16 protein-coding genes are annotated in these 14,660 nt (G+C 68.9%); 6 read left to right on the top strand and 10 right to left on the bottom strand.

Annotation, left to right across the window (positions count from 1 at the left end; genetic code table 11):
- From nadB to FHX72_RS19030, 4 genes are read left to right on the top strand one after another with little or no spacing between them, the layout of a single operon-like run.
- A complete protein-coding gene (nadB, locus tag FHX72_RS11570; protein WP_183625219.1) occupies positions 1 to 1,773 on the top strand; it encodes an L-aspartate oxidase in 1,773 nt (590 codons plus the stop codon).
- On the top strand, positions 1,773 to 2,678 hold the full coding sequence (gene nadC, locus FHX72_RS11565) for a carboxylating nicotinate-nucleotide diphosphorylase (protein WP_183625217.1): 906 nt from the start codon (positions 1,773 to 1,775) through the stop codon (positions 2,676 to 2,678). Before nadB ends, nadC begins: the two co-directional genes overlap by 1 nt.
- Position 2,679: 1 nt before the next feature.
- Positions 2,680 to 3,858, top strand: a complete 1,179-nt coding sequence (locus tag FHX72_RS11560; protein WP_183625215.1) for a cysteine desulfurase family protein — start codon at positions 2,680 to 2,682, stop codon at positions 3,856 to 3,858.
- A gap of 40 nt (positions 3,859 to 3,898) precedes the next feature.
- The gene (locus FHX72_RS19030) at positions 3,899 to 4,690 is read left to right on the top strand and encodes a DUF805 domain-containing protein (protein WP_183625213.1); all 792 of its coding nucleotides are present in this window, start codon (positions 3,899 to 3,901) and stop codon (positions 4,688 to 4,690) included.
- Between the two features lie 69 nt (positions 4,691 to 4,759).
- Here the strand turns inward: FHX72_RS19030 and FHX72_RS11550 are convergent, their stop codons facing one another.
- A complete protein-coding gene (locus tag FHX72_RS11550; protein ID WP_420892900.1) occupies positions 4,760 to 5,764 on the bottom strand; it encodes a DNA-methyltransferase in 1,005 nt (334 codons plus the stop codon).
- Positions 5,765 to 5,818: 54 nt separating this feature from the next.
- Here FHX72_RS11550 and FHX72_RS11545 point away from each other — a divergent pair, with 54 nt between their 5' ends.
- Positions 5,819 to 6,397, top strand: coding sequence for a sugar O-acetyltransferase (locus FHX72_RS11545; RefSeq protein ID WP_183625211.1), 579 nt, complete (start codon positions 5,819 to 5,821; stop codon positions 6,395 to 6,397).
- A gap of 69 nt (positions 6,398 to 6,466) precedes the next feature.
- On the opposite strand, the gene FHX72_RS11540 is transcribed toward FHX72_RS11545, so the two are convergent.
- The 8 genes from FHX72_RS11540 to FHX72_RS11505 are packed head-to-tail and all read right to left on the bottom strand — an operon-like array spanning position 6,467 to position 12,603.
- Positions 6,467 to 7,297: a hypothetical protein gene (locus tag FHX72_RS11540; RefSeq protein WP_183625209.1), complete on the bottom strand. Its 831-nt coding sequence runs from the start codon at positions 7,295 to 7,297 to the stop codon at positions 6,467 to 6,469.
- Positions 7,294 to 7,926: a hypothetical protein gene (locus tag FHX72_RS11535; protein ID WP_183625207.1), complete on the bottom strand. Its 633-nt coding sequence runs from the start codon at positions 7,924 to 7,926 to the stop codon at positions 7,294 to 7,296. Before FHX72_RS11535 ends, FHX72_RS11540 begins: the two co-directional genes overlap by 4 nt.
- Before the next feature lie 4 nt (positions 7,927 to 7,930).
- Positions 7,931 to 8,179 (bottom strand): hypothetical protein, encoded by a 249-nt coding sequence (locus tag FHX72_RS11530; protein WP_183625205.1) that lies wholly within the window; start codon positions 8,177 to 8,179, stop codon positions 7,931 to 7,933.
- Positions 8,179 to 8,562, bottom strand: a complete 384-nt coding sequence (locus FHX72_RS11525; protein WP_183625203.1) for a hypothetical protein — start codon at positions 8,560 to 8,562, stop codon at positions 8,179 to 8,181. Before FHX72_RS11525 ends, FHX72_RS11530 begins: the two co-directional genes overlap by 1 nt.
- Positions 8,563 to 8,569: 7 nt before the next feature.
- Positions 8,570 to 8,833, bottom strand: a complete 264-nt coding sequence (locus tag FHX72_RS11520; RefSeq protein WP_068478104.1) for a hypothetical protein — start codon at positions 8,831 to 8,833, stop codon at positions 8,570 to 8,572.
- 43 nt (positions 8,834 to 8,876) lie between these two features.
- The gene (locus tag FHX72_RS11515; protein ID WP_183625201.1) at positions 8,877 to 9,323 is read right to left on the bottom strand and encodes a hypothetical protein; all 447 of its coding nucleotides are present in this window, start codon (positions 9,321 to 9,323) and stop codon (positions 8,877 to 8,879) included.
- A complete protein-coding gene (locus FHX72_RS11510; protein WP_183625199.1) occupies positions 9,320 to 12,004 on the bottom strand; it encodes an FtsK/SpoIIIE domain-containing protein in 2,685 nt (894 codons plus the stop codon). The genes FHX72_RS11515 and FHX72_RS11510 overlap by 4 nt, the downstream gene beginning before the upstream one ends.
- Positions 12,001 to 12,603, bottom strand: a complete 603-nt coding sequence (locus FHX72_RS11505; protein ID WP_082775127.1) for a hypothetical protein — start codon at positions 12,601 to 12,603, stop codon at positions 12,001 to 12,003. Before FHX72_RS11505 ends, FHX72_RS11510 begins: the two co-directional genes overlap by 4 nt.
- Positions 12,604 to 12,773: 170 nt before the next feature.
- Between FHX72_RS11505 and FHX72_RS11500 the strand changes: the two genes are divergently transcribed.
- A complete protein-coding gene (locus tag FHX72_RS11500) occupies positions 12,774 to 13,538 on the top strand; it encodes a TMEM175 family protein (RefSeq protein ID WP_183625197.1) in 765 nt (254 codons plus the stop codon).
- Between the two features lie 25 nt (positions 13,539 to 13,563).
- Here FHX72_RS11500 and FHX72_RS11495 read toward each other — a convergent pair whose 3' ends face one another.
- Positions 13,564 to 14,631: an ABC transporter substrate-binding protein gene (locus tag FHX72_RS11495; protein WP_183625195.1), complete on the bottom strand. Its 1,068-nt coding sequence runs from the start codon at positions 14,629 to 14,631 to the stop codon at positions 13,564 to 13,566.
- Between the last annotated feature and the right edge of the window lie 29 nt (positions 14,632 to 14,660).

Raw genomic sequence — 14,660 nt, 5'->3', positions numbered from 1 at the left:
ATGGCCGCGGCGGTTGGCCTGCCCAGGGAAGGCGGGCGCCTGCGAGTCCTTGTGGTCGGCAGCGGCATCGCGGGGCTGACGGCGGCGCTCGCCGCCTCCGCCGACGGGCACGAGGTGACCGTCGCCACGAAGTCGACGCTCGACGACACGGCAACGGCCCACGCACAAGGCGGTATCGCGGCCGTGATCGATGCCGGTGCTGGTGCTGGTGCTGGTGACAGCGTCGCGGCACACGTGCGCGACACCCTCACCGCGGGCGCTGGGCTCGGCGATCGGCGTGCGATCGAGGTGCTGTGCGGCTCGGCGGATGCGCGCATCCGCGAGCTAATCGCGCTCGGCACGCGCTTCGATGGTGCGTCGAGTGGTCAACTCGCGCGCGGGCTCGAAGCCGCGCACTCGCATCCGCGCATCCTGCACGCGTTCGGAGACTCGACCGGCCGCGAGATCCAGCGGGCGCTGAGCGGAGCCGTCCGCGGGGCGGCCGAGCGCGGAGAGCTGCGGCTGCTTGAGCAGACATTCCTCGCGGACCTCGCGCAGGACGTGGCGCACGACGGTGGGCGCGACGGCGCCCGGGTTGTCGGCGCGTGGCTGCTCGGCCGCGGCGAGACCTCGCCGAGCTTCTTCGCGGCCGACGCGGTGCTGCTGGCGACGGGTGGGGCCGGGCGGCTGTTCGCGCACACGAGCAACCCCGAGGTGTCGACGGGCGACGGCATCGCCGCCGCGGCGCGAGCCGGCGCGACGATCGCCAACCTGGAGTTCGTGCAGTTCCACCCGACCGTGCTTGCCGGGTCTGGCGGCGCGCTCATCTCGGAGGCCGTGCGCGGCGAGGGCGCCGTGCTGCTCAACGAGGCCGGCGAGCGGTTCCTCGTCGGCGTGCACGCCGACGCCGAGCTCGCCCCGCGCGACGTCGTGGCGCGCGCCATCGCCGACGAGATGGCGAAGCAAGGCGGGCGCCCCGTGCGCCTCGACGCGCGACACCTGGGCCGCGAGTTCCTGGAGCGCCGCTTCCCGAGCATCACGGCCCGCATCGACGAGAGCGGGCTCGACTGGTCGAGCGAGACGGTGCCCGTCACGCCGGCGGCGCACTACCTGATGGGCGGGGTCGTGACCGACCTGTTCGGTCGCACGAGCATCCCTGGGCTCTACGCGGCCGGCGAGACGGCCCGCACCGGCGTGCACGGCGCGAACCGGCTCGCCTCGAACTCGCTGCTCGAGGGTGCCGTCTTCGGGCGCCGCGTCGCGGAGGCTCTGCTCGAGCAAGCGCTCGACCCCGACGCGAGGCTAGAACGCTCCCCGCTCGCTGGCCAACATCCGTGCAGATCTGCCCCCGCAGACCCTGTTCGGCCGTTTTCTGGCCGGAATCGCACTCAAGTTGGACAGGCAACGTCGCGCGACGAAGGTCCGGCCTTCTCCAGATGGGCCCTGCAGCAGCTCATGTGGGCGAACGCGGGCCTGCACCGCAGCGGTCCGGCGCTTGAAGAAGCGATGCGAACACTCGACACGTGGTCTAGCTCCCGCCCGGTGGCGACGCCGGTCGCGCCGGTCGCGCCGGTCGCGACGGTCGCGACGGTCGCCGAGCGCGAAGACGCGAACCTGCTGCTCCTCGCGCGGCTCACGGTCGCCGCAGCCTTGGTCAGAGAAGAGTCGGTCGGCGCGCACTTCCGTACCGATCGGCCCAGCCGTACCGATCAGCCCAGCCGTACCGACCTGCCGAGCAACACCGACCTGTCCGCAGCCCGACTCCACCTCCCACAGAAGGCAATGGCCCACTGATGCTGACTTCCGCCCACATCGCGACGGCCGTGAGCGCCGCCCTGCTCGAGGACGCCCCTTGGGGCGACATCACGGTCGAGACGCTCATCCCGGGCGACGCGACCGCGTGCGCAACCCTCGTGGCGCGGGAGCCCGGCGTGCTCTCCGGCATCGAGGTGTTCGCTGCCGCGTTCCGGCTGACCGATGCGCGCATCCACGTCGAGCGGCACGCGGCCGACGGCGACGTGTTCGCTCCTGGGCAGACCCTCGCGACCGTCACCGGGCCGGCGAGGTCGGTGCTCACGGCCGAGCGGGTCGCGCTGAACTTCGCGCAACGCATGAGCGGCATCGCGAGCCTCACGCGGAGCTACGTCGACGCCGTGGCGCACACCTCTGCCCGCATCACCGACACCCGCAAGACGACGCCGGGCCTCCGCGCCTTCGAGCGGCACGCCGTGGCGAGCGGTGGCGGCCGCAACCACCGCTTCTCGCTCTCCGACGCCGTCATGGCGAAGGACAACCACCTGGCCGTGCTCGTGCAGCAGTCCGGCCTGAGCCTCACGGAGGCGCTGCTCGCCGCGCGCGCGAAGCTCGGCCACACGACACACTTCGAGGTGGAGGTCGACCGGCTCGACCAGGTCGCCCCGGTGCTCGCGGCGGGCGTCGACACGATCATGCTCGACAACTTCTCGATCGCCGAGCTGCGAGAAGGCGTGGAGCTCATCGCGGGCCGCGCGACGGTGGAAGCGAGCGGCGGGGTGAGCCTCGACACGGTGGCGGCGATCGCCGAGACTGGCGTCGACGTCATCTCGGTTGGCGCCCTCACGCACAGCGCGCGCGCCATCGACCTTGGGCTCGACATGACGCTCGAGGTCGCCACCGAGTCCGCCTTCGAGACCGCGCCCGCCACGGGGGCCGGCGCCTGACATGCTCCACCTCGACAACGCCGCGACCTCGCCCGTGAGGGAGGAGGCGCTCGCCGCGGCCTGGCCGTACCTGACCGCATCCTTCGGCAACCCGTCGAGCACGCACGGCCTCGGCGAGCAGGCGGCGGCCGCGCTCGCCGATGCCCGCAAGAGCGTGGCGGCGGCGCTCGGCTGCCGCGCCTCCGAGGTGATCTTCACCTCGGGAGGCACCGAGGCGAACAACCTCGCGATCAAGGGCATCGCCCTCGGCAACCCGCGCGGGCGGCACCTCGTGACGAGCCGAATCGAGCACGAGTCGGTGCTCGCATCCGTCGACTACCTGGCGCGACTCCACGGCTTCGAGGTGACGTTCGTCGAGGTGGATGCGCGTGGCCTGGTCACGGAGGAAGCGCTCGCGGCGGCTCTCCGCGACGACACGACGCTCGTCTCGCTGTCGACGGCGAACAACGAGGTCGGCACGGTGCAGGATGCGCCGGCGCTCGCAGCCGTCGCCCACGCCCGCGGGGTCCCCTTTCACGCTGACGCGATCCAGGCAGCCGGCTCGCTCGACCTGTCGATGGCGGCAACCGGCGTGGATGCGCTCAGCGTGTCTGGCCACAAGCTCGGCGCGCCGAAGGGCGTCGGGGTTCTTGCGGTGCGCGCGCGGCTCCCGCTCGAGCCGCTCATCCACGGCGGCGGGCAAGAACGAGGGCGCCGCTCCGGCACGGAGAACGTCGCGTTCGCGGTGGCGTGCGCAGTGGCCCTGCGGCTCGCCGAGGCGGAACGGCTGGCGCAACAAGAGCAGCCGGCCCGGGAGCAGCCGCTGCCGGGGAGCGCCCGCGACGCCTTCATCGCGGACGTGCTCGCGCGCATCCCGGATGCACGCCTCACGGGCCACCCATCGGCTCGCCTGCCCCGGCATGCCTCGTTTGTGCTGCCAGGTGTGAACGGCGAAACGGTGCTCCTCGAGCTCGAGCAGCGCGGCGTGCTCGCGTCTGCCGGAGCGGCGTGCGCGGCCGGGCACGACGAGCCGTCCCACGTGCTCCTCGCGCTCGGCATCGCGGAGGACGACGCGCGAACTGCGTTGCGGTTCACGTGGGGAGCATCCACCACTTCGGTGGACCTCGAAGGGGTCGCCGAGGCGCTCGCCGACGTCACCTCGAAAGTCTCCTCCCTTACACGCCCACCTGCTCTGCAATAGGGTTTGCCGTTGCACCATTCGATCGAGCACAGAGGAACACATGAGCTACGGACAGCTTCCAGCTAGCCAGCCAGCACTCGACCAGCCGTACTACGGGGCGCCCTTCCCCGTGGCCATCACGCGCTTCGTAAAGAAGGCGTTTGTCTACCGCGGGCGGGCGAGCCGCAGCGAGTACTGGTGGGTCGCCTTGGCCCTCGCAGGAGTCACGATCGTCTTCAACGCGATCTCGATGGGCTTCGACGCGTCCGACAGCAGGGGCCTCGCGATCGGCGGCGTCCTGTTCGGCCTCCTCAGCCTGCTCGTCAACCTCGCGCTGCTCCTGCCATCGATCTCGCTCACGGTGCGCCGCCTCCACGACGCGAACTTCTCCGGCTTCTTCGCGTTCCTCGGCCTCGTGCCGTTCCTCGGACCGATCGCCCTCATCGTGTTCGCGTGCCTGCCGTCCGTGCAGCAGGGAGCTCGCTTCGACGGGACAGGACAGTACGTCGCACCGGCTCAGGCCTACGGCCAGCAGCAGGGCTACGGCCAGCAGCAGGGCTACGGCCAGCAGCCCCACGACCAGCAGCCGCCAGCCCAGCCCTACGGACAGCAGCCGAGCGCCGCTCCCTACCAGGCGCCCGCGCAGCCCCAGGCACCCGCACAGCCCCAGACTCCGGGCCAATACCAGACCCCTGGGCAGTACCAGGCTCCGGGCCAGTACAGCGCACCGAACCAGTATTCGGCGCAGCCCTCGGCCCCTTCGCAGCAGACGGAGTCGGCCCAGTCGGACCCGTACTCCACTCCTGATGAGAGCGACGCCCCTTCTTCGACGAACTACGGGCAGCCCCGCTAGCCCGAAGCCGTCACGAGCCAACCCGGAGCCCTCACGGGTCTCCCGAAACGGGCCAGGCAGCGCCGCGACTCAGCGGCTCGGCCTGGCCCGTTTTGGTGCCGCCGACAGCAGCCGCGTGCCGTCCTTCGTGAGCTTGCGGTACTCGACGCCCTCGGGGCCGAGGCGCCCCCGCATGGTGCGCAGCGCATCCACGGACGCGTCCACGGTCACGAATCGGCGCCCGGTCTCGCGCGCGACGGCCGCCGTCGTGCCGGAGCCGCCGAAGAAGTCGGCCACCCAGTCCCCCTCGCGGCTCGAGGCCCGGATCATGCGCCGCAGCAGGCCCGCCGGCTTCTGCGTCGCGTAGCCGGTGCGCTCCTTGCCGGTCGGCGACACGATGGTGTGCCACCAGACGTCGGTCGGCAGCTTCCCGCGTTCGCGCTTCTCCTCGGTCACGAGGCCGGGCGCCATGTACGGTTCCCGGTCGACCTCGGCGGCGTCGAAGTGGTACCGCTTCGGGTCTTTCACGTAGACGAGGATCGTGTCGTGCTTCGCCGGCCACCGCTTCGAGGTGCGCGCCCCGTAGTCGTACGCCCAGATGATCTCGTTGAGGAACTTGTCCCGCCCCACGAGCGCGTCGAGCACGACCTTCGCGTAGTGCGATTCCCGGTAGTCGAGGTGCAGGTAGAGGGTGCCGGTCTGGTCGAGGAGGCGCCACGCCTCCACGAGCCGAGGCTCGAGGAACCCCCAGTAGTCGGCGAACTCGTCGTTGAACGCCGACAGCTCGCCCAGGGTGTGTTCGTAGCTGCGCCCCTGGAAGCCGGTGCGGGTGAGAGGTGTGGATGCTGGAGCGTCAGTGTCCGCCGGCGGCACGTCGTGCGCGAGCGCCTCACCCAGCTCGGCGGCCTCGACCGATTCTTCGACGGGCGACTGCCGCTTCACCTTCACCGACTGTCGCGTCTGTTGCTTGCCGGTGTTGAAGGGCGGGTCGAGGTAGATGACCTGGAAGGCACCGTCGGGGAGGCGACGCATGGCGTCGAGGTTGTCGCCGTGCACCACGAGGTCGGGGCTGGCGGCGTTCCACAGCGAGGTCACGTGTCGAGGTTAACGTGACTCGGCCATCTGAGGTGCAAGCTAGGGTTTTGTGCCATGACGCTGAACCTCGACGATGGCCGCACGATGAAGCAGCGGATGCTCGCGGGTGACCTCTATCACGCGGACGATGCCGAGCTTTCGGAGGGGTCGCAGCGCGCGATCCGGCTGCAGGCTGAGTTCAACGCGACGTACCCGGTCGACGGGGAGCGTGCATCCGAGATCCTCGCCGACCTCATCGGCGACCTCGGCAAGGACGTCGCCGTGAAGGCGCCGCTCTACGTTGATTACGGCTCGAACATCACGATCGGCGACGGCACGTTTGTGAACGTCGGGCTCGTGGCCCTCGACGTCACGCCCATCACGATCGGGGCGCACTGCCAGATCGGGCCGAACGTGCAGCTGCTGACGCCGACGCATCCGCTCGACCCCGAGCCGCGACGCGCGGGCTACGAGGCGGGCGAGCCGATCACGCTCGGCGACAACGTGTGGCTCGGCGGCGGCGTCATCGTCTGCCCTGGCGTCACGATCGGCGAGAACACGGTCGTCGGTGCGGGCGCCGTCGTCACGAAGGACCTCCCCGCGAACGTCGTCGCGGTTGGCAACCCTGCGAAGGTCATCCGGACTCTCGGCTAGCTGAGGAGACAAGACTGTGCGCACCGTCGATGAGCTCACCCGTTAGATGAGCTCCGACGGTAGATGAGCTCAGAGGGCGCTTCGATACTTCTCCACGTCGACACGCGCTTGGTCGAGTGCCCTTGCGCTCGCAATGACGGCCTCCGTCGCCTCCTCAACCGACCGAGTCGCCTGGCGATACGACGAGCGTGACGAGCCCTGCAGATACGCGTCGACGGACGCTCCAAGCGGCTTGATCCGTCCGGTCATGAGCTCCACAAGCTGGGCGCGCCCGACCTTGAGCGCGGCCACGAGTTCCCCGAGGCGCTTGTCGAGATCTCGAACGCTGCGGATCGGCCCCGATGGAGGAGCCGCAGCCGGGCCCCCCGCGTTCGAAATCGACCTCGTCGCCGATTGACGCCCTTCCGTGCTTGCGGAGCGCGGCGGAGCTGCCGTGAACCCCTTGATGAGTCCGCCCGCGAGTGTCATCGTCGTCGCCGCAACCATCAGCGGAACGGTCACTGTCGGCGCGAACAGGGGCGTCACGGACGCGACGCCTGAAGCCACGGCGCTCAGGTCGTTCAGGAGCGATGAGCTGGCCGCCAGAGCCGCCCTACCCCTGGAAGTGCCTGCTGGCGCGCTGTTCCACGCGTCGACGACCTTCATCGTGTCCTCGGCGGCGTTCAAGGCCCCCACGACGCCCTTCGGCACCGCGATCGCCGCCGTGATGAGCGCCTCACTAAGCCCAAATGCCGGCGTGCCGTCACCGAGGGTTTCCTTGAGGGACTTCGAAGCTTCCAAGGGCACGACAAGGAAGCCGTCGATGCGCGCGCCTACTCCCGCAAGCTTCTTGATCAGGTCGCGTGCAGCCCGGCCTTCACCGCCCGAGGACACGGATCCCGACGCCTGCGCACCGGTCACGTCGCCGGTGCGTCCGCACTCAGGTCGAGCCGGCCGAGCCCGTGCAGCAGCATGTGCAGCACCGTGCCCGCGACATCGGCGTCACTTGCCGCGTCCACGTGGGCCTGCTGGGTCAGAAATCGACGCACCTCGCGGATGCTCTGCCCGGTCCGCGCGTACAGCCAGAACCAGTAGTAGACCCCGCTCACAGCAAACACCTGGCCATCCCCGCGCTCGATGCCAAGCCCTTCACCCTTGAGACCCCTGCTGCGCCCCGAAGGGCGCACCACACAGTCGTCGAGCCAATCGGCGACGGTTTCGGGCGACCCCGATCGCACCAACCCAGCCTCCACCAGCTGCATCCAGTCGGCATGGGTCGCGACGCTGCGCTCGCTCTCGAGGAGCGCAACGATCTCCGCCCCTGTCCGCACCACACGGCAGTGGGCGAGGATCTCGGCGGTTCCGGGCCCGAGCCGGATGAGCGAGCCTGCACGCATGAAGGTCGCAACGGTTTCGAACGCCTCTTCGGGCGCCGAGTACGGGAGCGTGCCCAGGTACTCACCGACGCTCACCACGATCTCCTCAGCGGTGGGCAAGCCAATCGCTGCGCCAGCAGGTTCCGGGAGCCTCCACGTGTTGTTGTCGTTCACCAGGTCACCCCGCCAATCCGGCCGCGAACCTCGCTGCCTCTTGCGACGACGCCAGCGCATCCGCCGACATGGTCTGCCAAAGACGAACCGCGTCAACAAGTGCCGCCTGCGCCGAAGCCGCTTCTGGCGTCGCGTCGATGGCGGTTGCCGCGCTCGAGAGCGCAGAAGTTACTCCGGTTCGGTCGTTTGCGAGGCGCCCGCAGGATCCGCTGAGCAGCTGCACGGCTAGGCTCAGGCGCTTGAGTTCGCTCATCAGAACTTCCTCATCGCCTGCGCTGCGATCGCGCGCTGTCGTTCCAACTCCCGCAGCCGTTCGAGCTCGCGACGGCAATCCGCCTGCTCGGCTTCGAGGCGCCGCGCCGCGCCGTGCAGGTCAGCGAGCGCGCGCTCAAGGACGGCAACAAAGGCCCTCGCGTTGGCCTCCGTCGCACCGAGCGAGCGCGCCAGTCTGGTGTCAACGCCCGTCGCCGAGCCCGCCACGAGTGCGCGCGCGGATGCGGCGACGCCGCGGGCGCCCGAGCCGAGCGAGCGTCCGTCCGCAAGGCACGAGTTTGCTGCGCCTTGTGCCCTGCGCATCCCCGCCAGAGAATCGTCAATCTCTGCGATGCGCGCCATCAGAGCATGTTCGGTCGACATGCTCGACCTATAGGCTCGCCGCGTACTCGCGGCTGATCTGCGCGGCACGCTCCAGCGCCGCCGTTGCTTCCTGCACTTTGCGCGCCGCATCCTGCAGGCTGTTGACGACCTCCTTGTCTTTGCGCTGCGTCGAGCCTCCGATCGCCTGCTCGACCGCGGTGACCTGCGATCGGAACGTGTTCTGGAAACCTGTCAGGCTCGCCCCGGTCCTGCGGGTCTCCTGCGAGAGCGCGTCGATCTGCGACTTGAGCTGAGTGAGCTGTGAGGCCATGGCCTATCTCCGAGGTTCGGTCATACAAATGGGTGTGCGTAGGTCACGCGAGAACGAGGGATGGGAGGACGTGCAGCGTGATCATGCCCACCACTGCCAGGCCGAGCCAGGTCCACGTGAGGACCTTCCTCGGCGCAGCCAAGCGGCGCTCTTCCGCTTCCGCTCGCTCACCCGCCTCCAGTAGAGACGCGTGGCCCCACCGCTGACGGATTGCTTGCTCCTGCGCGTGAATGTCCTGCGCGGCGCGCACACGTCCGGGCGCATCCCACGATTCGACCCCCAGCGTCGCTCCCAGCGAGCCGACGCTGTCGCGCATGTTCGCAACGCTTGACGCCTCCGCGTCATGCTCAGCGCGTGCCGTGGCCAGTTCCCTAGCGGCTTCCGCCTGAGCGCGCCGCTGCTCCTCTTCGAGTCGGCGCTGGGCGCGCGCCAGCTGCGCGTCCGCGTGCGCAAGCTCGCGCAGTGCCTCGTTCACTCGCGTCGAATTCATGTGCGCACTCCAGGCTCAACGAGGGGACGTTCCACGAAAAGGCGGTAGGGCACGGCCACAGCTGCTTCAGTCGCCCCCGCGCGCACGTACACGAACCGAGGCTCCCCCTGGGGCGCTTCGGCGTTGTAGCCGAGCAGCTGCCTCAGCTCCGCGAGGGGCACCTCCGCGAGCGCGTAGCCACCGACCCCGCCGCTGCCATCTCGCGCGTAACCGAATACCTGATCGAGAGACGCGAACGACTGCGCGCTGACCACCAGGTCGCAATCGGCCGAGTGGCCCGTGGCGAGCCGTTGGAGAATCAGCTGCGCCGAGATCTGCTCCGAAAACGGGTCGTCCGGGTTCGCCAGCACTGCCTCGCTCAGTCCCGGAGCGCGCTGGAGGTCGGAGAAGACGACAAGCGTGCCGCTCCCACGCAGGGTCGACTCGAACTCGAACAGCCAACGCGCGGCGTCTGCGACGTCGACCGTGGTCAGTTCGGGCTGCGCGAGCTGCGCATGCTGCGTCGTGAGGGTCGCGAGCGCGCCGCGGCTCCAGTCGAGTAGTTCGCGACCGCCAACAACGACGACGCGCCGATAGGCGCCTCCCAGGAATGCGCTCTCGATGCTGGAGCGCACAAGCTGCTCCCGGACTGTGACATCCGACCCGACAACGGCGAGCGCATTCATGGGGTCGCTGCCGAAGACATGCGCGACGGACGTGCCGAAGACATCGACGGCGGCGCCTAGCTGAACGCATCGAAGCGGACCCGCATCCCGCGCGTGCATCGGCGGCTCAGCAAACGAAGTGCCGATGAAGACGTGTGGCCGGGCAGTCCCAGCGTGCTCCTCCCACAGTCGCCGCTGCAAGCGAGCGGTAAACGCGGCTTCGGCGTACGTCGACATGCCGACGATGTTCTCGTCCGGGTTCTGTCCGCCGCCGCTGTTCACGACAACCTCTCCGCGGAACCGCAACTTGGCGGCCGCCCTGTTGCCGGGGCTCAGAATGGTCTGCGATTCGCTCTCCGGATTCCAGAGCGATATGCGCGTGGACACCTGCGCGAGGATACCGTCGAGCCTCGTCGCTAGACTCCTGATGCCACTCAGCGTCTGTGTGGCGAGCACGATGTGGATGCCCGCAACGCGCCCCTGCCTCACGATCTGGTCGAGCAGCTGCACCGACGAGGACGCAAGTTCGTCTTCGCCGTCGAACAACACTTGGAACTCGTCAACGACGACCACAACACGCGGCAGCTCGTGGCCCGCCGCGCGGTACGCGTCGTAGTTGGCCACACCGACCGACTTAAACAGCGACGAACGCTCACTCCTCAATCGTGAGATGTGTCGAAGTGTGGCCACCCCGAACTGACGGTCGCTTTCGAGTGCGACGACCTTCGCATGAGGCAGCCAGCCCTCGGCAGAGTCGCCGGCGAAACGCTGGAACTCGAGCCCTTCCTTGAAGTCGAGGAGCAACATCTCGACCTCCTGCGGCGGATACTTGGCCGCGATCGCGTAGATCAGCGCGAGGAGCAGGTTCGACTTACCCTGGCCGACGGCACCGCCGATGAGCGCGTTCGGCGTAGGCGGGTTCTGGCTCCTGAGCCCAACCGTGAGCGGCTTCCCGTCGTGCCTCTCGCCGATGACCACTTCGATGCCGTGCGCGCTCGACACGTTCGTGGCGGCCGGGAGCAGCCGCTCCGCCGGCACGACGGGTCCAGCGCTTGACGTTGCTTCGCGGATACTCGCCGCCACAACTTCGCGTGCGTTCCCCGCGTCGAGCGGTGGCAGCGGCGTGAACGGCAGCTCAGCGTCGGCGAGGTGCAGGGTCGCGTTGCCGCGGTCGTCAAACGTGATGGTCGTCGCCTGGCCTTCTGCACCATCCAACACATCCTCGGTTTGAGCGATGCGCACGGCAAGCAAGCCGAGGGCAGCCCCGCGGTGCGCGACCCGGTCGAGCGCCGCGCGCTCGCGCAGCGAGCCGGGCACGAGGTCTACGACCAGTACGTCGAGGACCGGTGCGGGTGTCGCCTGCCGCCAGATGTCGGCGATACTCCCCGCACCGGCCACCCGCAGCTGCTCTGCCATGACCGTCATCGAATCGGTGAGCTGCTCGAGTCGCTTCTGGAAGTCGTACTCGTTCACGAAGGCACGCGGGAAGGAGCCACGTTGGGCGTGGTCGCGCAGTTCCGCGAACGCGCCGAGGATGCCGCGGACCTGAGGGTCGAACACGGTGAGGCGGAGCGAGGACAGCGGCACGGAGGCGACGATGCGCCCGAACAGCGCCTCGGCGAAGGCGGTCGCGTGTTCCTTGTCGCCCCGGAGCACGAGGCCCCGTGCGCCGAAGAGGGGAATCAGCACCGGGGCGCCCTTGGCGATTCCGATGGCGACACCCTGCGGCGGCACGTCAAGCAGACCGAAGTCGAACGTTCGCGCGACCACGCCCAGCGCACCCGGGATGCTCTCCAGTTCGTGCCTCAACGCCGCGACCGCGCGATCGCTGCGCTGATGCTGCTCCGCGTCCGCCATCGCATTCGCGGCCCGGTGGTGCGATCGAAGATCCGCCACCTGGTCCCGCTCACGGCGCTCAGCGGCCGCAAGGCGGTCGGCGTTCTCTGTCTGCCTGTGACGGGCGGAGGCGTCGACGTCGGCGAGCAGCGCCTTCATGTCGTCGCGTAGCTTGGTCGAGAGGGGCGGGAAGGCGCTCATCGACGACCGCCGATCGCCCAGGTCACGATGAAGAGAACGCCGAAAGCGAGGGTCGCAAAGACTGCTGACCCGGCGTCGGCATCGACTGCCCCGTAGGCGACAGGCTGCATGATCAGGAGGTAGAGCAGGCAGAACGCTCCCACGATGCCGAGAATCACGCGGAGCGCGCGCGGTACTGCGAGCGTCAACAGCAGGCTGCAGGCGAGCGCGATCGTGAGGGGCCACACGAACGTGCCTGTCGCGTCCTCCAGGACGGACTGCCTAGTAGCCCCGGGTGGGATGGCGCTCGGCGCCTCACGAATCACGAGGGCCAGGAGAACGACGAGGTAGACGCTCAGAGCAATTGCCGGAACAGCAAGTACCACTGATCGGATATCGACGATTCTCTGCCTCGGATACGGGTTCCGCAGCCGAGCACGCAGGAAACGCATCGATCGTTCGGCACGCTTGCGCTCCTCCGCCGAGATGCCCGCATCCGGTGCCTGAACCCAAGCGAGGGCTGCATCGAGCGACGACGACGTCACACGGTGCCCCTCCACGGCGATGCTCGCTTCTCCAACGGCGGCACCCGCCGCGTTTACCACCTGGTGACCAGTCATGTTCTCCTCGATTCCGCCGAGCGTGAGGCTAGCAGGAGGTTGGCCCGTTCCAATCGCCTTGGGGAGCACTAGCCTCCAGATCCGCGCATTTCACTCCCTCATCATGGAAACTGGTCATCGTGGGCACTTCCCGCCGCACCTCGCCCCCTCACGAGTACGGAGCATCCCCCATGGCTTCACGCAGCTACGCACGAGGCACCACGGAGTTCGATCGCGGGCTGACGTTCTTCGATGCGATCTTCGCGGTCGCGATCACGCTCCTCATCGTCAGCATCGAGCCGCCGACGGCGGAGCACTGGGCGAGCTGGGATGCGCTCGCCGGCTCCGGGGTACTCGACCAGCTGCTGGCGTTCACGATCAGCTTCTTCGTGATCGCGAACTTCTGGAAGGTCAACCATCGACTCATGGGCCAGGTGTCGGCCCTCGACGGGGCGCTCCTGAACGCCAATATCGTCGCCATGTTCTTCGTCGTCGTGCTGCCATTCACGACCGCGGCGATGAGCGAGGCGACCCTCGACACGCAGCCTCTGCCGGTGGTCGTCTACGCCGTGAGCATCATCTGCGCGTCGCTTGCGCAGCACATGATCTGGGTGGTCGCCGTGCGCCGCGGGCTAACGGAGGACTCGGCGGCTGCGCGTCGACGTTCGGCGTTCACGTTCGTGGTTCCCGCCGTCTTCGCGCTCTCGATCCCGGTCGCCTACCTCTTCGGCCCCGACCCGGCGCGCTACACCTGGCTGCTCCTTCTGCTCACGGGCCCCGTCACTGCGGCCATCCAGACGCGGATGGCCGCGCGCGACCCTGACACCTCGGCCTCTGACGCCCGTCCCCCGACGCCGCATCCCCAGGCCCCTCATCCCCGGCGCAAGAATGAGCCAGAAGCACGCTCCCTTCGACAGGAACGTGCTTCTGACTCACTCTTCGCGCCGGGACGGTGAGGTCTGGCGCCGAGCGCCGCCATGCCTAGCCCTGAGGCACGTACGCGTTCGTGAAGGCGTCGCCTTCGAGGGGCTTCTCGAGCAGGTCCTGCTCGTTCATGAAGGTCGCCATCGTTGCCCAGACTTCGGCGTCGTTCGTGAAGAGCGGCTGGCCGTCCTGCGCCGAGAGGAATGGGATGGTCGCCTCGAGCGTCGCGAGCGCGTCGCTCTTCGCCTCGTCCGTGTAGAGGGTGGGGATGTACTCGGAGGCGATGTCGATCGACTCCTCCGGGTTGTCGATCACGTACTGCGTCGCGAGGGCAAGCGCCTCGAGCACTGGCGTGATCGCCGCGTCGTCGCCTTCGATGATCGAGTCGGCAACTCCGAGCGACGGGCCGACGAGGGTCGGCGCATCCGCGGGCGCGATCTCGATGGTGCGCACCGGGAAGCCCGCCTTCTCGAACTGCACGGCGTCGTTGTTGATGTAGCCCATGACGCCGTCGACGGCGCCCGTCGTGAGGGCCGCCTGCTGCGTGTAGCCGATGTGCTCGATCTTCACGTCGTCGGCCGTCAGCCCGTTGCTCTGCAGCAGCGAGAGGAGCGCAAAGTACGTCTGTCCGTAGGGGCCGGGCGTTCCGATCGTCTTGCCGCGCGCATCCGCGGCGGTCTTGATGTCGGAGTCTTCCGGCACGATGAGCGTCGCCGGGTACGTGTTGTAGAGCGTCGCGACCGACGTGACCGGGATGTCGGCGGCGCGAGCCTGCGTGATCTCGTCGCCGCCGGCGTACACGAAGTCTTCCGTGCCGTTCGCGAGCGCCCCGAAGAGGTCCTCGCCCTCGCCGTGGTGGCGCAGCTCGACGTCCACGCCCTCGTCCTCGAAGAAGCCCTTCGCCTCGGCGACGTAGAACGGCACGAACTGGATGTTCGGGGTGTAGGTGAGGCCGATCGTCACGGCCCCCGCGGGCTGGGCCGTCGCATCCGTGCTGTTGCCGTCGGCGGAGGTCGAGCAGCCGGCGAGCACGGCGACGGCCGCCACGGCACCGGCCGCGATGAGGGAGCGCAATGCCCGCGAGCCGCGTGAGCCGCGGCCGGAGCTGGTGTGGCGAGTGTTCATGAGCGTCTCCTGGTCGAGAGATGAGGTGT

Source organism: Pseudoclavibacter helvolus (genome assembly GCF_014191305.1).
In the GTDB taxonomy this organism is placed as follows: domain Bacteria; phylum Actinomycetota; class Actinomycetes; order Actinomycetales; family Microbacteriaceae; genus Pseudoclavibacter; species Pseudoclavibacter helvolus.
This window is presented reverse-complemented; position numbering and strand designations above follow the sequence as displayed.

Bases quoted from the DNA above. Each gene is read 5' to 3' on its own strand.
- FHX72_RS11525 (WP_183625203.1), bottom strand. From the start codon at position 8,562: ATGTCGACCGAACATGCTCTGATGGCGCGCATCGCAGAGATTGACGAT.
- FHX72_RS11530 (WP_183625205.1), bottom strand. From the start codon at position 8,179: ATGAGCGAACTCAAGCGCCTGAGCCTAGCCGTGCAGCTGCTCAGCGGA.
- FHX72_RS11560 (WP_183625215.1), top strand. From the start codon at position 2,680: ATGCTCCACCTCGACAACGCCGCGACCTCGCCCGTGAGGGAGGAGGCG.
- FHX72_RS11510 (WP_183625199.1), bottom strand. From the start codon at position 12,004: ATGAGCGCCTTCCCGCCCCTCTCGACCAAGCTACGCGACGACATGAAG.
- nadC (WP_183625217.1), top strand. From the start codon at position 1,773: ATGCTGACTTCCGCCCACATCGCGACGGCCGTGAGCGCCGCCCTGCTC.
- FHX72_RS11505 (WP_082775127.1), bottom strand. From the start codon at position 12,603: ATGACTGGTCACCAGGTGGTAAACGCGGCGGGTGCCGCCGTTGGAGAA.
- FHX72_RS11520 (WP_068478104.1), bottom strand. From the start codon at position 8,833: ATGGCCTCACAGCTCACTCAGCTCAAGTCGCAGATCGACGCGCTCTCG.
- FHX72_RS11545 (WP_183625211.1), top strand. From the start codon at position 5,819: ATGACGCTGAACCTCGACGATGGCCGCACGATGAAGCAGCGGATGCTC.
- FHX72_RS11515 (WP_183625201.1), bottom strand. From the start codon at position 9,323: ATGAATTCGACGCGAGTGAACGAGGCACTGCGCGAGCTTGCGCACGCG.
- nadB (WP_183625219.1), top strand. From the start codon at position 1: ATGGCCGCGGCGGTTGGCCTGCCCAGGGAAGGCGGGCGCCTGCGAGTC.
- FHX72_RS11500 (WP_183625197.1), top strand. From the start codon at position 12,774: ATGGCTTCACGCAGCTACGCACGAGGCACCACGGAGTTCGATCGCGGG.
- FHX72_RS19030 (WP_183625213.1), top strand. From the start codon at position 3,899: ATGAGCTACGGACAGCTTCCAGCTAGCCAGCCAGCACTCGACCAGCCG.
- FHX72_RS11495 (WP_183625195.1), bottom strand. From the start codon at position 14,631: ATGAACACTCGCCACACCAGCTCCGGCCGCGGCTCACGCGGCTCGCGG.